Below are 23,515 nucleotides of genomic sequence, written 5' to 3'. Positions count from 1 at the left end.
AGTCAGGATATCGACAGGGGCATTCTACGAAGCGGCCGGGGCGCGCCCCATGCTACTTGGGTCGCGGCGGGTCTATCCGAAAGTAGCGGGATGTCAGGAGCGAGCTTGCCAATACCCCTGCTGTCGGTGCCCCGGAGTCGATGGGTCTCGCTGCACTCCCTCCCATGTTTATGCTCCGCCGTGAGGCATTTGCCGTAGGCATAGCCGCAGCGGCGGAGCGAACACGTCCGCCCGCCGTGCCAGGCCACCCCGCACTAGCGCAGCTGATGCTTGTGCAACAAGCGATAGAAAGTCGGCCGCGAGATGCCCAGCATCCGCGCCGCCACGCTGAGGTTGTCACCGTGCCGGGCGAGTGCATCGCACATGGCCTGGCGCTCCGCGCCGAGCTTGTATTCCTCCAGGGTCACCAGGGGCAGGTGCGCCGAGCGGCCTTTTTCCCGCTCCAGGCCCAGGTCGCGCGCCTCGATCTGTCGCCCTTCGGCGAGCACCAGGCCACGCCGCACCCGGTTCGCCAGCTCGCGCACGTTGCCCGGCCAATTGTGCTCGGCCATTGCCGCCAGCGCGTCATCCGAGAAGCGCCTGGGGCGACGGCCGGTCTCCACGCTATAAAGGTGGGCGAAGTGGTTGGCCAGCAGCGCCAGGTCGCCATTGCGCTCGCGCAGCGGCGAGGTCGACACCTGCAGGACATTGAGCCGGTAGTAGAGGTCCTCGCGAAACTGCCCGGCGCGGATCGCCTGTTCCAGGTCGACGTGGGTCGCCGCCAGCACCCGCACGTCGACATCGATTGGCTGGCTGCCGCCGACCCGCTCGATCTGCTTCTCCTGCAAAACGCGCAGCAGGTTGGCCTGCAGCTCCAGCGGCAGGTCGCCCACCTCGTCGAGGAACAGCGTACCGCCGTTGGCCTGTTCGAAGCGGCCGATCTTGCGCTGGTGCGCCCCGGTGAACGCGCCCTTCTCGTGGCCGAACAGTTCGGACTGGATCAGCGTCTCCGGCATCGCCCCGCAGTTGATCGCCACAAACGGGCGGATCGCCCGTCGCGACTGGCGATGCAGCGTGCGCGCCACCAGTTCCTTGCCGGTACCGCTCTCGCCGCGTATCAGCACGGGAGACTCGGTCGGCGCGAATTTCGCCAACAGCTTGCGCAGCTCGCGAACGTCGCGGCTCTCGCCGAGCAGTTCGTGTTCGTGCTCATCGCTGTGCATGCTGCCCCGACCCCGCAGGCGCGCCATGCCGAAGGCGCGGCCGAGCGTGACCTGCACACGCGCCACGTCAAAAGGCAGGGTATGGAAATCGAAGAACCATTCGCTGACGAAATCACCCACTTCATGGAGCGGCAAGGTGTCGGAGCTGAGCACGGCTATCCACTCCGTGCCGCTACGACTGATGAGTTCCTTGACCGACTCCCGGCGCTCCAGGTGCCAGGGTTGCAGGCGCAACAGGCCGACGTCGCAGCCGCGATTGCCGGCATTGTCCAGCTCGCAGCTGTCCACCTCCCATCCTGCCGCTCGTAGTCCGGGTAAAAGCCTGCGGCAATCGTCGCACGGATCGACCACCAGCAGGCGACGAAGATTCGTGGCTGCCTCGAGCATGCTCCCTTCCTTGGCGCCATTATTTTGAAAAACTTTATAAAACAGTCGGTTGGCGCTCCAATTTGTAACGCTAGCAATATATTGACGCCGCCCATCGACCGTTTTCCTATAAGGTCAATGACGAAACGATCTCAGCAGCGTGAAGGCTGCCCGGCCATTGCGCGCCACCGCGCTGACCGTTCGGCCAGATTTGCCGCACCCGATCGCCTGGGTAGACGCACCACAGGGTCAACCGGCACCTGGGCGCGGTTCGTCAAGCCTGGGTCCAAGGCACAGGCTCCGCTGAAAGGGTCGCACTGAAGAGCAGAGCGCAGGTCGTCAAGGCGCGCTGCGGCAGGGCGTGAAACAGCCCATCGGCGCAGCCGGCGCGCGCAGTTCCGCCGCCGGCAGGTAGCCATTGCGGGTATAGAGGAAATCGAAGCCGAACAGGCTGAGCATCAGCAGGATCGGCAGGACGAGAGTGACGGCGATACGCATGGCGACGCTCCTCTTCTGGTTCTTGTAGCGCCATCCTAGGCCGCAGATGCGGCGCGCAATCTACTACCTTGGTATTGCCCCATCGGTACTTTCTGCATATTTGCCGCACCCCCGGCGCTTCCTATGCTGGCCGCACAAGAACATGTCGGCCCGGAAAAGGAGTCGCCCCATGCGCCTGTTCGTCCTGCACGGCCTGGCCTATCTGCTCGCAGTCGTCTGCGCAGCCGCTTCCAGCCTCGACGCGCATGCCGAGGATGCGCCGGCGCTGGAAGTCCGCATCGGCTACCTGGGCTATACGCCCGATCCTGGGCCGCTGCTGTCCAACGTCATTGCCGAACCCACCGACGCAGGCCTGCGCGGCGCAGAGCTGGCGATCACCGACAGCAACAGCACCGGGCGCTTCCTCAAGCACCGCTACAGCCTGCAAGCCGTCCGTACCGACACCCCTGAAAAGCTGCTGGCGGAAGCCAGGCGCCTGCACGATGCCGGCCTGCGCCTGTTCGTGGTCAACGCACCGGCCGACACCCTGCGCCAGGTGGCCGCCGCACTGCCGGACAGCCTGCTGTTCAATGCCGGCGCCGCCGATGACGAGCTGCGCGCCAGCCAGTGCGCGCTCAACGTGCTGCACACCCTGCCCAGCCGGCTGATGCTGACCGACGCCCTCACCCAGTTCCTGGTGCTGCGCAAGTGGACGCGCTGGCTGCTGATCGTCGGCCAGCGTCCCGAGGACGCCGCCTACGCGGCCGCCCTGCGCCGTTCGGCCAAGCGTTTCGGCGCAAAGATAGTCGAAGAAAAACCCTTCACCTTCGACAACGACCAGCGTCGCAGCGCCCAGGCCGACATGGCGCTGTTCACCCAGTCCGGCGAGGACTACGACGCCGTGCTGGTGGCCGACGAACATGGCGATTTCGGCGAGTACGTGCCCTACAACACCTGGCTGCCGCGCCCCGTGGCCGGCACCCAGGGGCTGGTCGCCACCGGCTGGCACAAGACCGTGGAAACCTACGGCGCTGCGCAGTTGCAAAAACGCTTCGAGGAACACGCCGGGCGCTGGATGAACGATCGCGACTTCGCCGCCTGGATCGCCGTGCGCAGCATCGCCAGCGCCGTTACCCGCCTGCGCGACGCCGAGCCCATGGCGGTCCGCAAGCTCTCGCTCTCCCCGGACCTGCCGCTCGATGGCTTCAAGGGCTACAAGCTCGGCTTCCGCCCCTGGGACGGCCAGCTGCGCCAGCCGATCCCGCTGGTGCAACCGCGTGCGCTGGTCAGCACCTCGCCGCAGGAAGGCTTCCTGCACCCTGCCAGCGAACTCGACAGCCTCGGCCTCGACGCACCGGAAAGCCAGTGCCATCTCGCCGACGCAAAGCCCTGACAAGAACCGTCCACGAGGACCTTGCCCATGCACCGCCTGCTTGCCCTGTCCATTGCGCTCAGCCTTGCCTCGCCGGCCTTCGCCGCCACCGCCTACGTCTCCAACGAGAAGGACAACAACCTCAGCGTCATTGACCTGGACAGCATGACCGTCACCGGCAGCATCGACACCGGCAAGCGCCCGCGCGGGCTCGCGCTGTCCCACGACAACAAGCTGCTCTATGTCTGCGCGAGCGACTCGGACACCGTGCAGGTGATCGACCTCGCCACGCGCAAGATCATCAGGCAGCTGCCTTCGGGCGCCGACCCCGAGCAGTTCGCCCTGCACCCCAATGACCGCTGGCTGTATGTCTCCAACGAGGACGATGCGCTGGTCACCGTGGTCGACACCCAGACCGCCCAGGTACTCGGGCAGATCGACGTCGGCGTCGAGCCCGAAGGCATGGCGGTAAGCCCCGACGGCAAGTGGGCGGTGAACACCAGCGAGACCACCAACATGCTGCACTGGATCGACACCTCGACCCAGAAGCTGGTGGACAGCACGCTGGTGGATCAGCGCCCGCGCCATGCCGAGTTCACCCACGATGGCTCGCAGGTCTGGGTCTCGGCGGAGATCGGCGGCACCGTCAGCGTGGTCGATACCGCCAGCCGCAAGATTCTCAAGACCCTGCGCTTCGCCATCCAGGGCGTACACCCGGACAAGGTGCAGCCGGTTGGCGTGCAGCTGACCGCCGACGGCAAGCTGGCCTTCGTTGCCCTCGGCCCGGCCAACCATGTGGCGGTGGTGGATGCGAAGACCTTCGAAGTGCTCGACTACCTGCTGGTGGGCCGTCGCGTCTGGCACCTGGCCTTTACCCCGGACGAGAAGACCCTGCTGGCCACCAACGGCGTCAGCGGCGACGTCTCGGTGATCGACGTGGCCTCGCGCAAGGTCGCCAAGTCGATCAAGGTCGGCCGCTACCCGTGGGGCGTGGTGGTGACGCCATGAACGCGCCCACCACGAACGCACTCAGCATGAATGCGCTGGCGGTCCGCGACCTCGGCTTCTCCTACGGCCCGCGCCGCGCCCTCGACGGCCTGGAATTCGAGCTGCCCGCCGGGCGCTTCACCGCCCTGCTGGGACCCAACGGCGCCGGCAAGTCCACCCTGGTCGCCCTGCTCACCCGCCTCTACGACCTGCAGCAGGGCGAGATCGACGTGCTCGGCTGCAGCCTTCGCCGCCAGCCGCGCCTGGCACTGCGGGAGCTGGGCGTGGTGTTCCAGCAGAGCACCCTGGACCTGGACCTGAGCGTGGAGCAGAACCTGCGCTACCACGCCGCCCTGCACGGCCTGCCGCGCAGCGTGGCGAACGAGCGGATCGACGCCGAACTGGCCCGCCAGCAACTGCTGGAACGCCGCCGCGACAAGGTCCGCGCGCTCAATGGCGGGCATCGCCGTCGGGTGGAAATCGCCCGCGCCCTGCTGCATCGCCCTCGCCTCCTGCTGCTCGACGAAGCCAGCATCGGCCTCGACCCGGCGGCGCGCCAGGCGCTCAATGAACACGTGCGCCGCCTGTGTCGGGAAGATGGGCTGGCGGTGCTCTGGGCCACCCACCTGCTCGATGAAGTCCGCAACGATGATGCGCTGCTGGTGCTCTACCGCGGCCGGCTGGTTGCCCGTGGCGAGGCGCGAGACGTCTGCGCCCCGGACGCCGGCAACCTGGAGCGCGCCTTCGAGCGCCTGACCCGCCTGGAGGCCTGCGCATGAGCGCCCTGGAGAATTCGCGCTTCGGCCCCGCCGCCTACTGGCAATGCCTGTGCGGCATCGTCATGCGCGAATGGCTGCGCTTCGTCCTGCAACGCTCGCGCTTTCTCAGCGCGCTGGTCCGCCCGCTGCTCTGGCTGCTGGTGTTCGCCGCAGGCTTTCGCGCCGCGCTGGGCATCTCGATCATCGAGCCGTACGACACCTACGTCACCTACGAGACCTACATCGTGCCGGGGCTGTGCTGCATGATCCTGCTGTTCAACGGCATGCAGGGTTCGCTGTCGATGGTCTACGACCGCGAGATGGGCAGCATGCGCGTGCTGCTGACCAGCCCGCTGCCGCGCGCCTTCCTGCTCGCCAGCAAACTGTTGGCGACTGCCCTGGTGTCGCTGCTGCAGGTCTATGCCTTCCTGCTCATTGCCTGGCTGTATGGCGTGCAGCCGCCGGCCATGGGACTGGTGGCAGCGCTGCCGGCACTGCTGCTGGCCGCCCTGCTGCTAGGCGCACTGGGGCTGCTGCTGTCCAACGGCATCCGCCAGCTGGAGAACTTCGCCGGGGTGATGAATTTCGTCATCTTCCCGCTGTTCTTCCTTTCCTCCGCCCTCTACCCACTGTGGAAGATGCGCGAGGCCAGCCAGTGGCTCTACTGGCTGTGCGCGCTGAACCCGTTCAGCCACGCCGTCGAGCTGGTGCGCTTCGCGCTGTACGAGCGCTTCAACCTGCCCGCCACCGGCATCTGCCTGGGCCTGACGCTGCTCTTCGCCAGCCTCGCGGTGTTGACCTTCAACCCGCAGCATGCCGCCCTGCGCAAGGGGTGAAACCTACTACTTTGGTACCGGTTCGCCCCTCCGGACGTCGAATTTCCAAAGCCGCACAGCCGGCATCTAATGGCTACTACAAGAAGAACCAACAGAGACTCCGCCATGCCTCGCCTTGCTATTGCTGTGCCCGGCTGCCTGGCCGCCTGCCTGCTCAGCCTGCCCCTCACGCTTGCGACCGCCCAGGCCGAGGAAACGCCGCTGTTCTCTGCCGACGGTTACCGCCAGGCCCAGTACCGCAGCCCGACTCCGCCTTCCGCCGACCACGCCACCACCCTCGACACCGCGGCCCTGCAGGCGCTGCTCAAACGCGAGCCGCGGACCCGGCTGGTGGATGTCTACCGCCGCACCTGGCTCAACGGCCAGTTCGTCGAGGACGAAAAACACCGCAACCTGCCCGGCAGCCTCTGGCTGGCCAACGTCGGCACCGGTAGCCTGGAGCCGCAGTGGCAGGCCTACTTCGAGCGGAATCTCTCCCATCTCACCGAGGGGGATGCCAAGCGCCCACTGGTCTTCTACTGCCGCTCCGACTGCTGGATGAGCTGGAATGCCATCCGCCGCGCACATGCGCTGGGCTACGCCAGCCTCTACTGGTACCGTGACGGTATCGACGCCTGGGAACAGGCCGGGCTGCCCCTGCAGGATGCACAACCGCAACCCCTTCCGTGACACCTGCTTCCGTGACACCAGCTTCCGTGACACCTGTAGTAGCCTGCGACCGCAAGCCGCTCGCCACCCATAACGACAACAACGAGGTGTAGGCCATGTACAAGATCCTGATCGCCGACGATCACCCGCTGTTCCGCGAAGCCATCCACAACGTCATCGCCGATGGCTTTCCTGGCAGCGAAGTGATGGAGACCGCCGACCTCGACAGCGCCCTGGGCCTGACCCAGGAACACGACGATCTCGACCTGATCCTGCTCGACCTCAATATGCCCGGCATGCATGGCCTGAACGGCCTGATGAGCCTGCGCAACGAAGCGCCGACCATCCCGGTGGTGATCGTCTCCGCCGAGCAGGACAAGCAGGTCGTCCTGCAGGCCATCACCTACGGCGCCGTCGGCTTCATCACCAAGTCCTCGCCACGGGTGCAGATGACCGAGGCCATCGAGCAGATCCTCAATGGCAACGTCTACCTGCCGTCGGACATCATCCGCACGCAGAAATCCTCGCCGCGGCGCAGCGGCCAGGACGACCACAGCATCCCGCCGGAACTGCTGCAGGCCTTGACCCGCAAACAGTTGCTGGTGCTGGAACGGATGACCAAGGGCGAATCGAACAAGCAGATCGCGTACAACCTGGAGATTGCCGAAACCACGGTGAAGGCCCACGTCTCCGCCATCCTGCGCAAGCTGAAAGTGCACAACCGCGTACAGGCCATCCTCTGCGCGGGCGATATCGACTTCGCCGCCTACCTTCGTCGTTGAAGCGAGGCCCGCCGATTCATAAAGTGCCGTTGCGACCGCTACCGGGAACCCCTCGATGCCCTCCACCCGCACCCTGAGCCTGAGCGGCCTGGCGATGATCGCCTTCGCCGGCAACTCCCTCCTTTGCCGCCTGGCCCTGAAGGCCACCAGCATCGACGCGGTGAGCTTTACCGGCATCCGCATCTTCTCGGGCGCCCTGGTGCTCGCGCTGCTGCTGAAACTGCGCCGCCGCGTGGCCGGCGAGGGCGGCAACTGGCGTGCGGCAGCGGCGTTGTTCGTCTATGCCGCGGCCTTCTCCTACGCCTACGTACAACTGGATGCCGGCACCGGCGCGCTGCTGCTGTTCGGCGCGGTGCAGGTGACCATGATCCTGGTCGGCCTGCTGCGCGGCGAAAGTCTGCGGGGGCAGGCGTTGGTGGGCTTCCTGCTGGCCCTGGGCGGACTGCTGGTGCAGTTGCTGCCCAGCGCCAGCGCGCCGCCTCTGGCGGGGGCGCTGCTGATGCTGCTGTCAGGCGTGGCCTGGGGGCTGTACTCGCTGCTCGGGCGCAAGGGCAGCGATCCGCTGGCGACCACTACCGGCAACTTCGTGCGCGCCATTGCCCTTGCCGCGGTGCTGGCGCTGTTGTTTCACGCCGATTTGCGGCTGGACACCCCCGGCGTCGTCTACGCCGCGCTATCCGGCGCGGTGGCCTCGGGGATCGGCTATGCCATCTGGTACAGCGCGCTGCCGGGCCTGTCGGCCATCCAGGGCGCGTCGGTGCAATTGAGCGTGCCGATCCTGGCCGCCCTTTCCGGTGCCGTGCTGCTGGGCGAGGCGATCAGCCTGCGCCTGGCGCTGGTGTCGTTGGCGGTGCTGGGCGGCATCGCCCTGATCCTGCTGGCCAAGGTGCGCGCGCCTGTCGCCGAGCGCGCCTGATCCTGTCCGTCCGGTTCCGAACGACAGAGTCCGCCTGTGGGACTCGGCGCCAGGTGCATAAAAAACGGCGCCCGAAGGCGCCGTTTCCTGTGCCGCATCAGCCGATCAGAGCGCCGACCAGCCGTCCATCTGGCCGCCCAGGTCGGCGGAGTGCTCGGACAGCAGCGCCGCGTAGCCACTGATGTGCTCGTAGGAGAGTTCCATCACCGGATAGGCCAGGACCTGCCAGGGCAGCTTGTCGTTGCCGTCGTACTCGGAGTACGCCACCTTCTGCCCGTTCTGCAGCAGCATGATGGCGAAGTCCAGGGCGGACTGCTCGTCCGGGAAGATCACCGCGAACTCCACCTCATGCTCGAGGGAGAGGTCTTCGCCGTCTTCCTGCAGGGCCCACAGGGCATCGCCGATTTCGTCTTCCGGGAAAAGCTGCTTGTCGCGGCTCATGTCACTGCTCCAATTCGATTTACAAAGTGCCCGGTGTGGGCACGCCCGCGCAGGATACCCGTCCTGCATGACAGATGCCGGAAAACTTCGCCGGCACCATCGTCTTTCGTGATGTTCACCATCACGGCGTTTCACTTCCGCCCTCGCCGGCTCAGCGCGACGATGCGTCCATCGGGCCTGCGCCCTCCCACATCGAGCCTGCGACCATGCACAGCACCGACGAGGCGTACCGCATCACCTACATCACCCTGGACGAGGTGCAATTGCACTTCGAGACCCAGGTCGCCGTCACCGACGAGGAAGGCGGACTTGCCCTGCACAACGCCACCACCCTGCCCGAAGAACGCCGGGTACTGCGCGAGCTGATCCGCGAGGCGCACGAACGGCAGGCCCTGGTCGCCTGATCTCAGGAAAGCTTAGACCCTGAACGGCAAATGCCCCGCTCATGCGGGGCATTTGCCTTCGGGGGCGGGACTCAGGCCTGCAACTGATTGCCGATCGGCAAGGTGCGGATACGCTTACCGGTCGCCGCGAACAGCGCATTGGCCAGCGCCGGCGCCAGGGGCGGCACGCCGGGCTCGCCAACACCGGTTGGCGGCTCGGCCGACGGCACGATGTGCACCTCCACCACCGGCATCTCATTGATCCGCAGGACCTGGAAGTCGTGGAAGTTGGACTGGTCGACTTTGCCGTCGGTCAGGGTGATGGCACTGTGCAATGCCGCCGACAGGGCGAAGCCGATGCCGCCTTCCATCTGTGCCTTGATCACGTCGGGGTTGATCGCCAGGCCGCAATCCACCGCGCAGACCACGCGATCGACCTTGAAGCTCTTGTCGGCCTTGCAGGTCACTTCCACCACCTGGGCGACGAAGCTGCCGAACGACTCGTGCACGGCGATGCCGCGGCCGCGCTGCTCACCGTCCTTGCCCTTTTCCAGCGGCGCCAGCCAGTTCGCCCGCTGCGCCACCAGTTCCAGCGCGCCGCGATGCCGTGGGTGCTTCTCCAGCAGCCTGCGGCGGAACTCATACGGGTCCTGCTTGGCGGCGATGGCGGCTTCATCGATCAGCGTCTCGGTGGAGAACGCCGTGTGGGTGTGGCCCACCGAGCGCCACCATTGGGTCGGCACCGTGACGTTGTCCGCCAGCGCCTGCTCGACGCGCAGGTTGGGCACGGCGTAGGGCAGATCGGCGGCCCCCTCCACGGCGATCTTGTCGACGCCGTCCTTGACCATGAACTTCTCGAACGGCGTGCCGACGATGAAGGACTGCCCCACCAGCCGCTGCTCCCAGCCCACCAGGTTGCCCTGGGCATCCACCGCCAGCCGCGCGCGGTGCAGGAAGGCTGGACGGTAATAGCCGCCACGGGTGTCGTCCTCGCGGGTCCAGACCATCTTGATCGGCACCTTCACGCCCTGTGCGCGGGCGGCCTGGGCAATCGCTGCGGCCTCCAGCACGTAGTCCGAATGCGGATTGGCGCGGCGGCCGAAGCTGCCGCCGGCGTACAACTGGGTGATGCTCACCTGCTCGGGCTGCAGGCCCAGCAGTTGCGCCACGGCCCCCTGGTCGCCGGTCTGCCACTGTTCGCCGTTCCAGATCTGGCAGCTGTCTTCCTTGAGGAAGACCAGGCAGTTCAGCGGCTCCATGGCGGCGTGGGCGAGATAGGGGAACTGGTATTCGGCCTCGATCAGGTGCGCCGGCTTCTCCAGCGCCTTGCCGATGTCGCCCTCGTTGCGCGCCACGAGGCCCGGCTTGCTGGCCATGTCACGGTACTGGGCGAAGATTTCCTTGCTGCCCATCTTGAAGGCCTTGCTTTCGTCCCACTCGACCTGCAGCGCGTCACGCCCCTGGCGCGCGGCCCAGGTGTTCTTCGCCAGCACCGCGACGCCAGCAAAGCGCCGCTCGCTGCCGGGGAACTGCACCACCTCCACCACACCGGGCACGGCCTTGGCCTTGCTTGCGTCGATCTTCGCCGGCACCCCGCCGAAGCGCGGCGGGTGGGCGACCACCGCCACCAGCATGTCCGGCAGATGCACGTCCTGGGTGAACTGCGCGGTGCCGTCGGTCTTCGACGGGCTGTCCTTGCGCGGCAGCTTGACCTGGCCGATCAGCTTGAAGTCCGTCGGGTCCTTCAGCTTCACATCCGCCGGCACCGGCTGCTTCGCCGCGGCCTCGGCCAACTCGCCGAAGCTCGCCTTGTGCCCGGAAGCCGGATGGGTGACGACGCCGTCGTGCACCTCGATCTGCGCCGCCGGTACCTTCCACTGCTCCGCCGCTGCCCCCACCAGCATGGCGCGGGCGCTGGCGCCGGCCTTGCGCATCTGTTCGAAGGAGTTGGCCATGGCATTGCTGCCGCCGGTGCCCTGCAGGTTGCCGAAGGCCAGGTTGGCGTAGCGCTTGGCGTCCGCCGGTGCGCCTTCGACCTGCACGTGGCTCCAGTCGGCGTCCAGTTCCTCGGCCACCAGGGTAGCCAGGCCGGTGTAGCTGCCCTGGCCCATTTCCACGTGTTTGGCGATCACGGTAACGGTGCCGTCCGGGGCAATGCGGACGAAAGCGTTCGGTTCGAAATCGCTGGCCGCCTGGGCGTCACCCAGCTTACCCAGCAGCGGCGCGAAATAGATGCCCAGGGCCAGGCCACCGGCGCCGCGCAGGAAGCTGCGACGGCTGACGTTGAGGATGCTGCCGGGCTGCGCCGGCTTTTCGTCGATTCGGGGTTCGAGCATGACTTCGGTCCTCAAGCCAGGGTCTGGGCGGCGTCGTGGATCGCCGCGCGGATCCGCGCATAGGTGGCGCAGCGGCAGATGTTGCCGCTCATGGCGGCATCGATGTCGGCGTCGCTGGGCTTCTTGTTCGAGGCCAGCAACGCGGTGGCCGACATGATCTGGCCGGACTGGCAGTAGCCGCACTGCACCACATCGAGCTTACGCCAGGCTTCCTGCACAGCCTTGCCGGCAGCCTGCTCGGCCACCGCCTCGATGGTAGTGATCTTCTTGCCGGCCACCGCTGCCAGCGGGGTGACGCAGGAACGCGTCGGCTGGCCATCGATGTGCACGGTGCAGGCGCCGCACAGCGCCATGCCGCAGCCGTACTTGGTGCCGGTCAGCCCGGCGACGTCGCGGATGGCCCAGAGCAGCGGCATCTCGCCGGGGGCGTCGAGCTCGTGGTCCTTGCCGTTCAGGTTCACGGTAATCATCAGGAGGTTCACCTCTTTATTCTGGATATGAAAAGCCGGGTGATGGAATGCGGGTGGTCACAGGAGCGAAGCGCAACGGCTTCGACACGCAATGGATTAAGCCTAGGCGCAAGCGCAGGCGGGTGCCGCGACGATACGCGAGGAAGGTGCCGAGCGGTTTGCCTGGTTCTCTTGAGGCTTGCCTGATTCTGCGCAGGGTGTGACGGGATGTGAATCGCGTAGCCGGCGAGCAATCGCGGACGGAGTCCGCTCCTACCCTCCCGCCACGCACGGTGCTGCTTTTGTAGGGGCGGACTCCGTCCGCGATCGGCTTCAGGCCGCACCGCAGCAACACGAGGGTTCGCGAGCAAGCTCGCTCCTACAAGGAGGCCGGAAAGGCCGTGCGCATAAAAAAGCCACTCCGAAGAGTGGCTCTTTCAGCTACGGATGACGGATCACTCCGGCATCTTCATCACCACACGGCCGCCGCCCGGGCAGGTTTCCATGTAGTAGTTGGCGTCGCGGTACTGGGCGAAGTCGAACACCCGGTCGATGCTCGGCTTGAGCAGCTGGTCGGCGGTCATCTGGTTGATCGCGGTCAGCGCCCGTTGCACGGCTTCGTCGTTGCGGGTCAGGCCGATCTCCGGTTGCCCGGTGAAGTCCAGCACGCAGTGACGGTAGAACTGCAGGTGCTTCTTGAACGCCGCGCAAGCCGGGAAGGCTGCGTCATTGCCACCGTTGATGCCGTAGAGGATCAGCTTGCCGCGCTGTGCGGCCACGTCACCCAGCAGTTTCATCTGCGGGCCGGCGCACTGGTCGAGGACGATCTCCACGCCTTCACCCTTGGTGAAGCGCTCGACTTCCAGCACCAGGTCCTGCTCCTCGGTGTAGATGATCTTGTCCGCACCCAGGCCCTTGAGGAACTCACGGGTTTCCTCGTGGCTGGTGGTGGCGATCACCTGGGCGCCGAGCGCCTTGGCCAGCTGCACCGCCTGCGGAGCCAGGCAATGACCGGCCTCGGTGATCAACACACGCTGGCCGGGCTTGATCTGCGCCAACTCCACCAGGGCGAAGTACGAATACAGCAGGCCGGTGTAGTGCACCGCGGCTTCGACCGGGCTCAACACCTCGGGATAACGGGTCAGCGAGGTGCGCGGCACGATGACGTGGTCGCCCCAGGCCGGGTACAGGTTCGGCGAGTTCGCCGGGAAACTGGCCACCGCCACGCCGGGCTCGAGGTCTTCCACGCCCTCGCCCACGGCTTCGACGATGCCGGAGAGTTCATAACCGATGCCCGCCGGCAGCTTGGCCTGATCCGGGGCGAGGTTCTGCCGCCAGAGCACGTCGCGCCAACTGACCCCCAGTGCCTGGGTACGGACCAGCACTTCACCCGGCCCCGGTTGCGGGGTCGGCATTTCCTCGATCTTCAGGACCGAGGCGTCACCGAACTGGTGGAAACGGATCATGCGGGACATCACATACCTCGCCTTAATAGTGCTCATAGCCACGGACTCTATCCGGGCTTTAGGGGTGACGCCACCGTTCACCGTTGATAGTTGACATAAATGGCGATGATTCGGCCCGCCTTGAAAGCCTTGTCCGGCGCGGCCGCAAGGCTCTGCGCCGGGGCTGTCCACGAGGCAGCGGTGGCTCTGTTCATACAGAGTCAGACCACATCGCCTGGGCGAGATTCTCATTAAAAAAGTGGAAATTGATCAAGGACTTATCTGACAGACTTGACTCAGGACACGCTCGGCCTCACTTTTCCCCCATCGCCAGGGAGTCCCCATGAACCGCAACGACCTCCGCAAGGTTGACCTCAACCTGTTGATCGTTTTCGAGACGCTGATGCATGAGCGCAGCGTGACCCGCGCCGCGGAGAAGCTTTTCCTCGGCCAGCCGGCGATCAGCGCGGCCCTGGCGCGCCTGCGCGGTCTGTTCGACGATCCGCTGTTCGTACGCACCGGGCGCAGCATGGAGCCCACCGCGCGGGCGCAGGAAATCTTCGGCCACCTCTCGCCAGCGCTGGACTCCATCTCCACCGCCCTGAGCCGCGCCGCCGACTTCGACCCGGCCACCAGCAAGGCGGTGTTCCGCATCGGCCTGTCCGATGACGTGGAGTTCGGTCTGCTGCCGCCGCTGCTGCGCCGCCTGCGTTCCGAGGCACCGGGCATCACTCTGGTGGTGCGCCGCGCCAACTACCTGTTGATGCCGCAGCTGCTGTCCTCCGGGGAAATCTCCGTTGGCGTGAGCTACACCGACGAGCTGCCGGCCAACGCCAAGCGCAAGACCCTGCGCCGCAGCACCTGGAAGATCCTGCGCGCCGACTCGATCCCCGGCGCGCTGACCCTCGACGACTACTGCGCGCGCCCGCACGCGCTGGTGTCCTATGCCGGCGACCTGGACGGCTTCGTCGACCAGACCCTCGCCGAGATGGACCGCAAGCGCCAGGTGGTGCTGGCCGTGCCGCAGTTCGTCGGCCTCGCCCAGTTGCTGGCCGGCACCGACATCATCGCCACCGTGCCCGAGTACGTGGCCCTGGCGCTGACCGCCGCCGGCGGCCTGCGCGCCGAGGAGCCGCCCTTCCCCACACGTCTGGCCGAACTCTCCATGGTCTGGCGCGGCGCCCAGGACCAGGACCCGGCCGAGCGCTGGCTGCGCTCGCGCATCACCATGTTCGTGGGTGACCCCGACAGCCTCTGACGCAACTCCCTCCGTATCCCGCCTGCAGGGCGCATAACCCGGAACGGGTTATCCGCCGGCACCGACGCGGCGGATAACGCCCGAGGCGTTATTCGCCCTACGTAACGCTGCTTGCGGGCAATCTGCGTGCCCATTCCTTCTATCTATTCATGCGCATGGCGCAAAGGCTTTTATCACTCCACGTGATAATCAAAATGCACTCGTTCGATTAGTTCCCGAGCGCCCCCTTGCGCAGACTCCGCTCCATCAGAAATCCCAAAACCAATTAGATCGCCGGAGTCTTTTCCATGGAGCGAAATCTGAACACCTTGCGTATTCCGTTGGCGTTGGCCGCCGTGCTGGTTCTCAGCGCGTGCGGCAAGGGCCAGGAGGCGGCACAGAACATGGCCGCCCCCAAGGTCAGCGTGGCGGACGTCATCGAACAACCGATCAACGAATGGGACGAGTTCACCGGCCGCCTGGAGGCGCCGGAATCCGTCGAACTGCGTCCACGCGTCTCCGGCTACATCGACCGCGTCGCCTTCCGTGAAGGCGCGCTGGTGAAGAAAGGCGACCTGCTGTTCCAGATCGACCCGCGGCCGTTCCAGGCCGAGGTGCATCGCCTGGAAGCCCAGCTGCAACAGGCTCGCGCCAACCAGACCCGCACCGTCAACGAAGATGCCCGTGGCGTACGCCTGCGCGCCACCAACGCCATCTCCGCGGAACTGGCCGACGCCCGCAGCGCCGCCGCCGCCGAAGCCAAGGCGGTGGTCGCCGCGACCCAGGCGGAACTGGACAATGCCCGCCTGAACCTGTCCTTCACCCAGATCACCGCGCCCATCGACGGCCGCGTCTCGCGCGCCGAAGTCACTGCCGGCAACCTGGTCAACAGCGGCCAGACCCTGCTGACCACCCTGGTCTCCACCGACAAGGTCTACGCCTACTTCGACGCCGACGAACGCGTCTACCTGAAATACGTCGACCTCGCCCGCAAGGGCGGCCCGGACGCCCGTGGCACCAGCCCGGTGTACCTGGGCCTGACCGGCGAGGATGGCTTCCCCCACCAGGGCCGCCTGGACTTCCTCGACAACCAGGTCAACCCCAAGACCGGCACCATCCGTGGCCGCGCCGTGTTCGACAACGCCGCCAACCAGTTCACCCCCGGCCTGTACGCCCGCATCAAGCTGGTCGGCAGCGGCACCTACCCCGCCGCGCTGATCAAGGACGAAGCGGTCGGCACGGACCTGGGCAAGAAGTTCGTGCTGGTGCTCGACAAGGACAGCAAGGTGCAATACCGCGGCATCGAGCTGGGCCCGAAACTCGAAGGCCTGCGCATTGTCCGCAGCGGCCTGGTGAAGGGTGACCGCATCGTGGTCAACGGCCTGCAACGGGTTCGCCCCGGCGCCCAGGTCGATGCCCAGGGCGTGGAGATGGCCAGCAAGGAAACCCTCGCCAACCTCGAGAACCAGCGTCGCGCGCTGGAGAGCTTCGAGGCGCCGAAAGTCGCCGAGAAATCCGCCAAGCCGGGTGCTCCGCGCGGCTGACCCGCAACCCGTAATCCATGAACTGATGTACCGGGCCCTGTCCCACCAGGGCCTTGGGTGACCTTTGTCCCGGGTTTGGCGAACGATGCGTTCGCGACAGGAACCAGCCATGAACTTTTCCCAATTCTTCATCCAGCGGCCGATCTTCGCCGCCGTGCTCTCGCTGATCATCCTGATCGGCGGGGCCATCTCGCTGTTCCAGCTACCGATCAGCGAATACCCCGAGGTGGTGCCGCCCACCGTGGTGGTGCGCGCCAACTTCCCCGGGGCCAACCCCAAGGTGATCGGCGAGACCGTTGCCGCGCCGCTGGAACAGGCCATCACCGGCGTCGAGAACATGCTCTACATGTCCTCGCAGTCCACCGCCGACGGCAAGATGACCCTGACCATCACCTTCGCCCTGGGCACCGACCTGGACAATGCGCAGGTGCAGGTGCAGAACCGCGTGACCCGCACGCAGCCCAAGCTGCCCGAGGAAGTCACCCGTATCGGCATCACTGTCGACAAGGCCTCGCCCGACCTGACCATGGTCGTGCACCTGACCTCGCCGGATAACCGCTACGACATGCTCTACCTGTCCAACTACGCCATCCTCAACATCAAGGATGAGCTGGCGCGCCTGGAGGGCGTGGGCGACGTGCAGCTGTTCGGCATGGGCGACTACTCCCTGCGCGTATGGCTGGATCCGAACAAGGTCGCCTCGCGCAATCTGACCGCCACCGACGTGGTCGCCGCGATCCGCGAGCAGAACCGCCAGGTCGCCGCCGGTGCGCTCGGCGCCCCGCCGGCGCCTACCGACACCAGCTTCCAGCTGTCGATCAACACCCAGGGTCGCCTGGTCACCGAGGAAGAGTTCGAGAACATCATCATCCGCAGCGGCCCGGACGGCGAGATCACCCGCCTGAAGGACATCGCCCGGGTCGAGCTCGGCTCCAGCCAGTACGCCCTGCGCTCGCTGCTGGACAACCAGCCGGCGGTCGCCATCCCGATCTTCCAGCGTCCCGGCTCCAATGCCATCGCCATCTCCAACCTGGTGCGCGAGAAGATGGCCGAGCTGAAGAAGGACTTCCCCCAGGGCGTGGACTACTCCATCGTCTATGACCCGACCATCTTCGTCCGTGGCTCCATCGAGGCGGTGGTGCACACCCTCTTCGAAGCCCTGATCCTGGTGGTGCTGGTGGTCGTGCTGTTCCTGCAGACCTGGCGCGCCTCGATCATCCCGCTGGCCGCCGTGCCGGTGTCGCTGATCGGTACCTTCGCAGTGATGCACGCCTTCGGCTTCTCGCTCAACGCGCTGTCGCTGTTCGGCCTGGTACTGGCCATCGGCATCGTGGTGGACGACGCCATCGTGGTGGTGGAGAACGTCGAGCGGAACATCGGGCTCGGCCTCACGCCCGTCGAGGCGACCAAGCGCGCCATGAAGGAAGTGACCGGACCAATCATCGCCACCGCGCTGGTGCTGTGCGCCGTGTTCATTCCCACCGCGTTCATCTCCGGCCTCACCGGGCAGTTCTACCGGCAGTTCGCCCTGACCATCGCAATATCGACGGTGATCTCCGCGTTCAACTCGCTGACCCTGTCGCCGGCGCTGTCCGCCGTGCTGCTCAAGGGACACCACGAGCCGAAGGACCGCTTCTCGGTGCTGCTCGACAAGCTGCTGGGCGGCTGGCTGTTCCGTCCGTTCAACCGCTTCTTCGACCGCGCCAGCCACGGCTATGTCGGTACCGTCACCCGCGTGCTGCGTGGCAGTTCGATTGCGCTGATTCTCTACGCGGGACTGATCGGCCTGACCTACCTGGGCTTCTCCAGCACCCCGACCGGCTTCGTGCCGCAACAGGACAAACAGTACCTGGTGGCCTTCGCACAACTGCCCGACGCCGCCACGCTGGATCGCACCGAAGCGGTGATCAAGCGCATGTCGGACATCGCCGGCAAGCACCCCGGCATCGAGCACACCGTGTCCTTCCCGGGCCTGTCGATCAACGGTTTCACCAACAGCCCCAACAGCGGCATCGTCTTCACCCCGCTCAAGGACTTCAGCGAGCGTAAAGGCCCGGGCATGTCGGCCAACGAGATCGCCGCCGAGCTGAACAAGCAGTTCGCGGATATCCAGGACGCCTACATCGCGATCTTCCCGCCGCCGCCGGTACAGGGGCTGGGAACCATAGGCGGCTTCCGCCTGCAGATCGAGGACCGTGGCAACGCCGGTTACGAGGAGCTCTACGCACAGACCCAGAACATCCTCAACAAGGCCCGCGCGCTGCCGGAGCTCAACCCCATGTCGGTGTTCACCAGCTACCAGGTGAACGTGCCGCAGGTGGATGCTGCCATCGACCGCGAGAAGGCCAAGACCCACGGGGTTGCGATCAGCGACATCTTCGACACCCTGCAGGTCTACCTGGGCTCGCTGTACGCGAACGACTTCAACCGCTTCGGCCGCACCTATCAGGTGAACGTCCAGGGCGAGCAGCAGTTCCGTCTCGAACCCGAGCAGATCGGCCAGCTGAAGGTGCGCAACAACCTGGGTGAAATGGTCCCGCTGGCCACCTTCATCAAGATCAGCGACACCGCAGGTCCCGACCGGGTGATGCACTACAACGGCTTCATCACCGCCGAGATCAACGGCGCCGCCGCACCGGGCTACAGCTCCGGCCAGGCCGAGGCCGCCATCGAGCGCCTGCTCAAGCAGGAGCTGCCCAACGGCATGACCTACGAATGGACCGAGCTGACCTACCAGCAGATCCTCGCCGGCAACTCCGCGATCTACGTGTTCCCGCTCTGCGTGCTGCTCGCCTTCCTGGTGCTGGCCGCGCTGTATGAAAGCTGGGGCCTGCCGCTGGCGGTGATCCTGATCGTGCCGATGACCCTGCTGTCGGCCATCGCCGGCGTGATCCTGTCCGGTGGCGACAACAACATCTTCACCCAGATCGGCCTGATCGTACTGGTGGGCCTGGCGTGCAAGAACGCGATCCTGATCGTCGAGTTCGCCAAGGACAAACAGGATGAAGGCATGGACCGCCTGAGCGCGGTACTGGAAGCCTGCCGCCTGCGTCTGCGGCCGATCCTGATGACTTCCATCGCCTTCATCATGGGCGTGGTGCCCCTGGTACTGTCGTCCGGCGCCGGCGCCGAAATGCGCCATGCCATGGGTGTCGCGGTGTTCTCCGGGATGCTCGGCGTGACCTTCTTCGGCCTGCTGCTGACTCCGGTCTTCTATGTGCTGATCCGCCGCTTCATGGAAGCCCGCGAAGCGAAGAAACAGGCGCAGCGAGCGCGCATCGCCCAGAGCCAACCTAACAACAGCGAGGCCCATCAGGCATGAGCGTCATGACCATCAATGCTCTGAGCAAGAGTGCAGTGAAACTGTTCGTGCCCACCCTGCTCGCGCTGGCCCTCAGCGCGTGCATGGTCGGCCCCGACTACCAGAAGCCGGACACCGCGCCGGCCCAACTGGACAGCAACGCCCAGGCACAGGACTACGACCGCAGCCGCTTCGAAGACGCCTGGTGGAAGCAGTTCGACGATCCGGTGCTGACCCAGCTGGTCGACCAGGCGCTGAAGGAAAACCGCGAGCTGCGCGTGGCCTATGCCCGCGTGCTGGCTTCGCGGGCAATCCGCGACGACGTGGCCAATGACCGCTTCCCCACGGTCACCAGCCGCGCCGAAGGCCAGGTCGGCAAGGGCCAGGTGCCCGGCCAGACCGAGGACCGGGTCAACCAGGAGCGCTACGACCTGGGCCTGGACATGATCTGGGAAGTCGACCTGTTCGGCCGCGTGCGCCGCCAGCTGGAATCCAGCGACGCGCAGAGCGAAGCCATGGTCGCCGACCTGCAGCAGCTGCAGGTCAGCCTGATCGCCGAGCTGGCCGATGCCTACGGACAACTGCGCGGTGCGCAACTGCGCGAGAACATCGCCAGGAGCAACCTGGAAAACCAGCGCGAGTCCCGCGACCTGACCATCCAGCTACGCGACGCCGGTGTCGGCAGCGAGCTGGACGTGCAACGCGCCGAAGCCCGCCTGGCTTCCACCGAAGCCAGCGTGCCGCAATTGCAGGCCGAGGAAGTGCGCCAGCGCAACCGCATCGCCACCCTCCTCGGCCAGCGCCCGGACGCGCTCTCCGTGGACCTTTCGCCGAAGAAGCTGCCGGCCATCGCCAAGGCCCTGCCGATTGGCGACCCAGGCGAGCTGCTGCGCCGCCGGCCGGACGTCGCCTCCGCCGAACGCCGCCTCGCGGCCGCCACCGCGGACGTGGGCGTAGCCACCGCCGACCTGTTCCCGAAAGTCAGTCTCGGCGGCTTCCTGGGCTACACCGCCGGCCGGGGTTCGCAGATCGGCTCGTCCGCCGCCAGCGCCTGGGGCGTGGCACCGAGCATCACCTGGGCGGCTTTCGACCTGGGCAGCGTGCGGGCCCGCCTGCGCGCCTCCAAGGCCGATGCCGACGGCGCCCTGGCGACCTACGAGCAGCAGGTGCTGCTGGCCCTGGAGGAGTCGTCGAACGCCTTCAGCGACTACGGCAAGCGCCAGCAACGCCTGGTGTCACTGGTGCGCCAGTCCGAAGCCAGCCGCAACGCCGCCGAGCAGGCCGGCCTGCAATACCGCGAAGGCACCGTGGACTTCCTCAATCTGCTGGACGCCGAGCGCGAGCAATTGGCCGCCGAGGACGCCCAGGCCCTGGCGGAAGTCGACGTGTATCGCGGCATCGTGGCGATCTACAAGGCCCTTGGCGGCGGCTGGCAGCCGACGCCGGCGGCCTGACCGGTCCTCCCCGGTCGGGAATCTCTCGACCGTTCTGGCCCTGCGGTCTGACGCTCCGGACCGTGGGGCTTTTTTATGCCCGCCGCCCTGTGGTTCCCGCGCAGCGCGTCACTTTCTGCCGTGCGAAAGCAAGTGCAAAAGGACGCCGGTTAGAGAATCTGTCAGAAACCTAGATATCGATCAGTATTTTCCGATAGCAAACGAAAATAAGCTGAAGCTGGTTCGAATTCAGAATTCACTGACGTCAGGAATCAGGGAAGCCGCGCAGTGCTCAACAACGAGGTCGAGAGAAGCCCACCCCCGTCCAGCAACGCCGAGCTGCGCCAACTGCTCCTCGGAATCAGGCGCGGCGATGTCATCCACCCTCGACTGAAGCGGCTGCTGGTTCACCTCGGATTCGCCGAACTGCGTGGCCTGCAGCTGACCCTTACCGGCAAGGGCCGCCTCCTGCTGGAGGCCTGAGCTTGGGCTGAGCGCCCCGTGCCGTTATGATCCGGGCCGGCTTGCCAGGGATCAAAGGAGTTCGGCCCTGCTCTGGCCTAGACTTTCCATATCGGATAATTCAGACAAGGACATGCCGTGGACGCCACTGCCCATTTCATCCCGCTGGACCCCACGTCCCTCTTCATCACCCTCGCCATCATCGTCTTCGGGATGTTCATGCTGGGCATCGGCTTCACCATCCGCCATCGCCCGGTGGGCGTGTTCCTGATGTGGGTCGGCACGCTGAGCATGCTGTCGATCATCGGCTACCGCATCTATATAGCGACGTCGGTCTAGGCATCCCGGCCGCCTGAAAGCCATCGCGGACGAAGTCCGCTCCTACGCAGGCCTTCACCATTCGTAGGAGCGGACTCCGTCCGCGATTGGCTTCCGACAACGTTGAACTTCGCCTATTTCTCCATTGCCCGCGCGTAGCCCCTGGGGGAGAAGCGCAGGGTCACGCCCAGCATCAGCACCACCGACACCGCCAGCAGGATCCAGGACGCCTGGAAACTGCCGGTGCTGTCGCGCAGAGCGCCGGTGACGTAGGGCACGATGCCGGTGACGATGAAGCCGATGCCCTGCACGAAGGCCGCCAGCCGCCCGGCCGCGCCAGCGTCGGCGAGGTGATCCAGGGTCAGGGTCAGGCTCAGCGCGAAGCAGGCGCCCAGGCCGTAGCCGATCATCGCCACCCAGATGCCCGGCAGGTGCAGTGGCGCGCAGATCAGCCCGATGAACCCGGCGAGCTGGATCAGCAGGCACAGGCACAGCCAGCCACGACGGTCCAGCGAACGGCGGATCAGCAGCGGGATGGTCAGCGCGGCGATCACCTGGAAGATGGTCATCAGGCCGATCAGCTGGCCACTGGCCTGGGCCGTCCAGCCGAGCTGGCGGTAATACACCGGCAGCCAGGCCACCATGCTGGTGTAGCCGCCGTTGATCAGACCGAAATACAGCGCCAGCAGCCAGGCGCGGCGGCTGCCGAAATAGTGCTGGGCCTTCTGCCGCGGCGGCGCAGCCACCGGCGTCTCGCGCGGGCGCGCCACCGTCCACAGCAGCAGGCCGACAAGGGCCAGCAGCAGCCAGGCGCCGAGACCGTCCTGCCAGCGGTGGAAGTGCTCCGACACCACCGGCGCCAGTACCGCCGCGCTACCGCCGCCGGCCATCAGCGATGCCGAATACAGGCCCATGGCGGACGGCACCTTGTGCGGGAACCAGCGCTTGATCACGCCGGGCACGAACGCCTGGATCACCGCTACGCCACAGCCCGCCAGCACCGCGCTGGCGATCAGGGCGAAACCGCTGTCCAGCAGCAGCCGCCAGAAGCACGCCGCGCCGATGGCCAGCAGGCCGAGCACCATGCCCCGGCTCTCGCCCAGGCGCGGGCCGACCCACGGCAGGCCCAGGGCGAACAGGCCCATGCACAGCACCGGCAGCACCGTCAGCATCGACAGGCCCTGGAAGCCCAGGCCGGTGGCGTCGTGGATGTCGGCCAGCAGCGGGCCGATGGAGGTGAGGATCGGCCGCAGGTTGATGCCCAGCGCGACTATCACCAGCAGGCCGATCCAGCCGGCGTGGCTGCTCTGCCCCGCCGCTTCTTCCTGCGCCGGCAGGGCCATGCCACGGCTCATGAGTGGTGTTCCTGCCAAGCGTTGTACAGACCGTCCTCGCCGCTTGGACGCAGAAGGCGCAGTGGTACGGATTGCCACTGCGGCGGCTGCGTCATCTGCTGATAGACCGCCGAGGTGGACAGGCCGAAGGGCTCCCCATCGTCATTGGAGTAGGCAAAGTACGCGCCCTCCACGCCGCACAGGTGCATGGCCGCCAGGCACATCGGGCAGGGGTGGCCGCTGGCGTAGATCACGCAGCCCTCCAGGCGCGAGCTGCCCAGCGCCGCCGAGGCGCGGCGGATCGCCAGCAGCTCGGCGTGGGCGGTGGGGTCGAAATCCAGGTGAATGGAATTGGCGGCGCGGGCGATCACCCGCCGGTCCTTGACCAGCACGGCGCCAAACGGGCGGCCACCGGCCTCGATGTTGTCGCGGGCCAGTTGCAGGGCCTCGCGCATGAAGACTTCGTGTGACATGGCAGTTTCCAGCGA

Annotated in this window: 22 protein-coding genes; 14 read left to right on the top strand and 8 right to left on the bottom strand. The window is 66.3% G+C overall.

From position 1 onward, the window contains the following. Positions 1–254: 254 nt before the first annotated feature. Both MJ122_RS11880 and MJ122_RS11875 read right to left on the bottom strand, forming a co-directional pair. On the bottom strand, positions 255–1,589 hold the full coding sequence (locus MJ122_RS11880) for a sigma-54 dependent transcriptional regulator (RefSeq protein WP_239744282.1): 1,335 nt from the start codon (positions 1,587–1,589) through the stop codon (positions 255–257). Positions 1,590–1,907: 318 nt separating this feature from the next. After that, positions 1,908–2,066 (bottom strand): hypothetical protein, encoded by a 159-nt coding sequence (locus tag MJ122_RS11875; protein ID WP_172419192.1) that lies wholly within the window; start codon positions 2,064–2,066, stop codon positions 1,908–1,910. Between the two features lie 169 nt (positions 2,067–2,235). Here MJ122_RS11875 and MJ122_RS11870 point away from each other — a divergent pair, with 169 nt between their 5' ends. The 7 genes from MJ122_RS11870 to MJ122_RS11840 all read left to right on the top strand — a co-directional run bounded on the left by MJ122_RS11870 (position 2,236) and on the right by MJ122_RS11840 (position 8,344). Beyond that, on the top strand, positions 2,236–3,438 hold the full coding sequence (locus tag MJ122_RS11870) for an ABC transporter substrate-binding protein (RefSeq protein ID WP_239744281.1): 1,203 nt from the start codon (positions 2,236–2,238) through the stop codon (positions 3,436–3,438). A 27-nt stretch (positions 3,439–3,465) separates the two neighbouring features. Then, positions 3,466–4,425: a YVTN family beta-propeller repeat protein gene (locus MJ122_RS11865; RefSeq protein WP_239744280.1), complete on the top strand. Its 960-nt coding sequence runs from the start codon at positions 3,466–3,468 to the stop codon at positions 4,423–4,425. 26 nt (positions 4,426–4,451) lie between these two features. Next, positions 4,452–5,183 carry an ABC transporter ATP-binding protein gene (locus tag MJ122_RS11860; RefSeq protein ID WP_239744333.1) on the top strand — a complete coding sequence of 244 codons (732 nt, stop codon included), beginning with the start codon at positions 4,452–4,454 and terminating at the stop codon, positions 5,181–5,183. Then, positions 5,180–5,998: an ABC transporter permease gene (locus MJ122_RS11855; RefSeq protein ID WP_239744279.1), complete on the top strand. Its 819-nt coding sequence runs from the start codon at positions 5,180–5,182 to the stop codon at positions 5,996–5,998. The genes MJ122_RS11860 and MJ122_RS11855 overlap by 4 nt, the downstream gene beginning before the upstream one ends. A 105-nt stretch (positions 5,999–6,103) precedes the next feature. Further along, complete coding sequence (locus MJ122_RS11850) at positions 6,104–6,667, top strand: PQQ-dependent catabolism-associated CXXCW motif protein (RefSeq protein WP_239744278.1); 564 nt, start codon at positions 6,104–6,106, stop codon at positions 6,665–6,667. Between the two features lie 95 nt (positions 6,668–6,762). After that, on the top strand, positions 6,763–7,428 hold the full coding sequence (gene agmR, locus MJ122_RS11845; protein ID WP_088417189.1) for a response regulator AgmR: 666 nt from the start codon (positions 6,763–6,765) through the stop codon (positions 7,426–7,428). 55 nt (positions 7,429–7,483) lie between these two features. Continuing rightward, positions 7,484–8,344, top strand: a complete 861-nt coding sequence (locus tag MJ122_RS11840; RefSeq protein WP_239744277.1) for a DMT family transporter — start codon at positions 7,484–7,486, stop codon at positions 8,342–8,344. A gap of 105 nt (positions 8,345–8,449) precedes the next feature. Here the strand turns inward: MJ122_RS11840 and MJ122_RS11835 are convergent, their stop codons facing one another. Continuing rightward, positions 8,450–8,785: a ribonuclease E inhibitor RraB gene (locus MJ122_RS11835; protein WP_017517486.1), complete on the bottom strand. Its 336-nt coding sequence runs from the start codon at positions 8,783–8,785 to the stop codon at positions 8,450–8,452. Positions 8,786–8,991: 206 nt separating this feature from the next. Here MJ122_RS11835 and ptrC point away from each other — a divergent pair, with 206 nt between their 5' ends. Further along, positions 8,992–9,189, top strand: coding sequence for a type III secretion system co-regulatory protein PtrC (gene ptrC / locus MJ122_RS11830; protein WP_088417588.1), 198 nt, complete (start codon positions 8,992–8,994; stop codon positions 9,187–9,189). A gap of 71 nt (positions 9,190–9,260) precedes the next feature. On the opposite strand, the gene MJ122_RS11825 is transcribed toward ptrC, so the two are convergent. The 3 genes from MJ122_RS11825 to MJ122_RS11815 form a co-directional block, all read right to left on the bottom strand. Then, positions 9,261–11,504, bottom strand: a complete 2,244-nt coding sequence (locus MJ122_RS11825; protein WP_239744276.1) for a xanthine dehydrogenase family protein molybdopterin-binding subunit — start codon at positions 11,502–11,504, stop codon at positions 9,261–9,263. Between the two features lie 11 nt (positions 11,505–11,515). Next, a complete protein-coding gene (locus MJ122_RS11820) occupies positions 11,516–11,974 on the bottom strand; it encodes a (2Fe-2S)-binding protein (RefSeq protein WP_081516800.1) in 459 nt (152 codons plus the stop codon). Positions 11,975–12,408: 434 nt separating this feature from the next. Further along, on the bottom strand, positions 12,409–13,428 hold the full coding sequence (locus MJ122_RS11815; RefSeq protein ID WP_088417192.1) for a zinc-dependent alcohol dehydrogenase family protein: 1,020 nt from the start codon (positions 13,426–13,428) through the stop codon (positions 12,409–12,411). A gap of 313 nt (positions 13,429–13,741) precedes the next feature. Here MJ122_RS11815 and MJ122_RS11810 point away from each other — a divergent pair, with 313 nt between their 5' ends. From MJ122_RS11810 to MJ122_RS11785, 6 genes are all read left to right on the top strand, one after another. Further along, on the top strand, positions 13,742–14,656 hold the full coding sequence (locus MJ122_RS11810) for a LysR family transcriptional regulator (protein WP_017517481.1): 915 nt from the start codon (positions 13,742–13,744) through the stop codon (positions 14,654–14,656). A gap of 287 nt (positions 14,657–14,943) precedes the next feature. Beyond that, positions 14,944–16,179, top strand: a complete 1,236-nt coding sequence (mexE, locus tag MJ122_RS11805; protein ID WP_239744275.1) for a multidrug efflux RND transporter periplasmic adaptor subunit MexE — start codon at positions 14,944–14,946, stop codon at positions 16,177–16,179. Between the two features lie 109 nt (positions 16,180–16,288). Then, positions 16,289–19,501, top strand: coding sequence for an efflux RND transporter permease subunit (locus MJ122_RS11800; protein ID WP_088417194.1), 3,213 nt, complete (start codon positions 16,289–16,291; stop codon positions 19,499–19,501). A 5-nt stretch (positions 19,502–19,506) separates the two neighbouring features. Continuing rightward, a complete protein-coding gene (locus MJ122_RS11795; protein WP_239744274.1) occupies positions 19,507–20,934 on the top strand; it encodes a TolC family protein in 1,428 nt (475 codons plus the stop codon). A gap of 267 nt (positions 20,935–21,201) precedes the next feature. Continuing rightward, positions 21,202–21,396 (top strand): hypothetical protein, encoded by a 195-nt coding sequence (locus tag MJ122_RS11790; protein WP_088417196.1) that lies wholly within the window; start codon positions 21,202–21,204, stop codon positions 21,394–21,396. A gap of 117 nt (positions 21,397–21,513) precedes the next feature. Beyond that, a complete protein-coding gene (locus MJ122_RS11785) occupies positions 21,514–21,714 on the top strand; it encodes a hypothetical protein (protein WP_017517476.1) in 201 nt (66 codons plus the stop codon). Between the two features lie 113 nt (positions 21,715–21,827). Here the strand turns inward: MJ122_RS11785 and MJ122_RS11780 are convergent, their stop codons facing one another. Continuing rightward, positions 21,828–23,036: a CynX/NimT family MFS transporter gene (locus MJ122_RS11780; protein ID WP_239744332.1), complete on the bottom strand. Its 1,209-nt coding sequence runs from the start codon at positions 23,034–23,036 to the stop codon at positions 21,828–21,830. Between the two features lie 8 nt (positions 23,037–23,044). After that, positions 23,045–23,500: a nucleoside deaminase gene (locus MJ122_RS11775; protein ID WP_239744273.1), complete on the bottom strand. Its 456-nt coding sequence runs from the start codon at positions 23,498–23,500 to the stop codon at positions 23,045–23,047. Between the last annotated feature and the right edge of the window lie 15 nt (positions 23,501–23,515).

Source organism: Pseudomonas sp. DP-17, assembly GCF_022380625.1.
In the GTDB taxonomy this organism is placed as follows: domain Bacteria; phylum Pseudomonadota; class Gammaproteobacteria; order Pseudomonadales; family Pseudomonadaceae; genus Pseudomonas; species Pseudomonas nitroreducens_A.
Note: the sequence above shows the minus strand (reverse complement) of the source record. Positions and strands in the feature narration are given on the sequence as shown.

Excerpts from the sequence above, each read along its gene's own strand:
- MJ122_RS11880 (WP_239744282.1), bottom strand. The coding sequence starts at position 1,589 with ATGCTCGAGGCAGCCACGAATCTTCGTCGCCTGCTGGTGGTCGATCCG.
- MJ122_RS11875 (WP_172419192.1), bottom strand. The coding sequence starts at position 2,066 with ATGCGTATCGCCGTCACTCTCGTCCTGCCGATCCTGCTGATGCTCAGC.
- MJ122_RS11870 (WP_239744281.1), top strand. The coding sequence starts at position 2,236 with ATGCGCCTGTTCGTCCTGCACGGCCTGGCCTATCTGCTCGCAGTCGTC.
- MJ122_RS11865 (WP_239744280.1), top strand. The coding sequence starts at position 3,466 with ATGCACCGCCTGCTTGCCCTGTCCATTGCGCTCAGCCTTGCCTCGCCG.
- MJ122_RS11860 (WP_239744333.1), top strand. The coding sequence starts at position 4,452 with ATGAATGCGCTGGCGGTCCGCGACCTCGGCTTCTCCTACGGCCCGCGC.
- MJ122_RS11855 (WP_239744279.1), top strand. The coding sequence starts at position 5,180 with ATGAGCGCCCTGGAGAATTCGCGCTTCGGCCCCGCCGCCTACTGGCAA.
- MJ122_RS11850 (WP_239744278.1), top strand. The coding sequence starts at position 6,104 with ATGCCTCGCCTTGCTATTGCTGTGCCCGGCTGCCTGGCCGCCTGCCTG.
- agmR (WP_088417189.1), top strand. The coding sequence starts at position 6,763 with ATGTACAAGATCCTGATCGCCGACGATCACCCGCTGTTCCGCGAAGCC.
- MJ122_RS11840 (WP_239744277.1), top strand. The coding sequence starts at position 7,484 with ATGCCCTCCACCCGCACCCTGAGCCTGAGCGGCCTGGCGATGATCGCC.
- MJ122_RS11835 (WP_017517486.1), bottom strand. The coding sequence starts at position 8,785 with ATGAGCCGCGACAAGCAGCTTTTCCCGGAAGACGAAATCGGCGATGCC.
- ptrC (WP_088417588.1), top strand. The coding sequence starts at position 8,992 with ATGCACAGCACCGACGAGGCGTACCGCATCACCTACATCACCCTGGAC.
- MJ122_RS11825 (WP_239744276.1), bottom strand. The coding sequence starts at position 11,504 with ATGCTCGAACCCCGAATCGACGAAAAGCCGGCGCAGCCCGGCAGCATC.
- MJ122_RS11820 (WP_081516800.1), bottom strand. The coding sequence starts at position 11,974 with ATGATTACCGTGAACCTGAACGGCAAGGACCACGAGCTCGACGCCCCC.
- MJ122_RS11815 (WP_088417192.1), bottom strand. The coding sequence starts at position 13,428 with ATGTCCCGCATGATCCGTTTCCACCAGTTCGGTGACGCCTCGGTCCTG.
- MJ122_RS11810 (WP_017517481.1), top strand. The coding sequence starts at position 13,742 with ATGAACCGCAACGACCTCCGCAAGGTTGACCTCAACCTGTTGATCGTT.
- mexE (WP_239744275.1), top strand. The coding sequence starts at position 14,944 with ATGGAGCGAAATCTGAACACCTTGCGTATTCCGTTGGCGTTGGCCGCC.
- MJ122_RS11800 (WP_088417194.1), top strand. The coding sequence starts at position 16,289 with ATGAACTTTTCCCAATTCTTCATCCAGCGGCCGATCTTCGCCGCCGTG.
- MJ122_RS11795 (WP_239744274.1), top strand. The coding sequence starts at position 19,507 with ATGACCATCAATGCTCTGAGCAAGAGTGCAGTGAAACTGTTCGTGCCC.
- MJ122_RS11780 (WP_239744332.1), bottom strand. The coding sequence starts at position 23,036 with ATGGCCCTGCCGGCGCAGGAAGAAGCGGCGGGGCAGAGCAGCCACGCC.
- MJ122_RS11775 (WP_239744273.1), bottom strand. The coding sequence starts at position 23,500 with ATGTCACACGAAGTCTTCATGCGCGAGGCCCTGCAACTGGCCCGCGAC.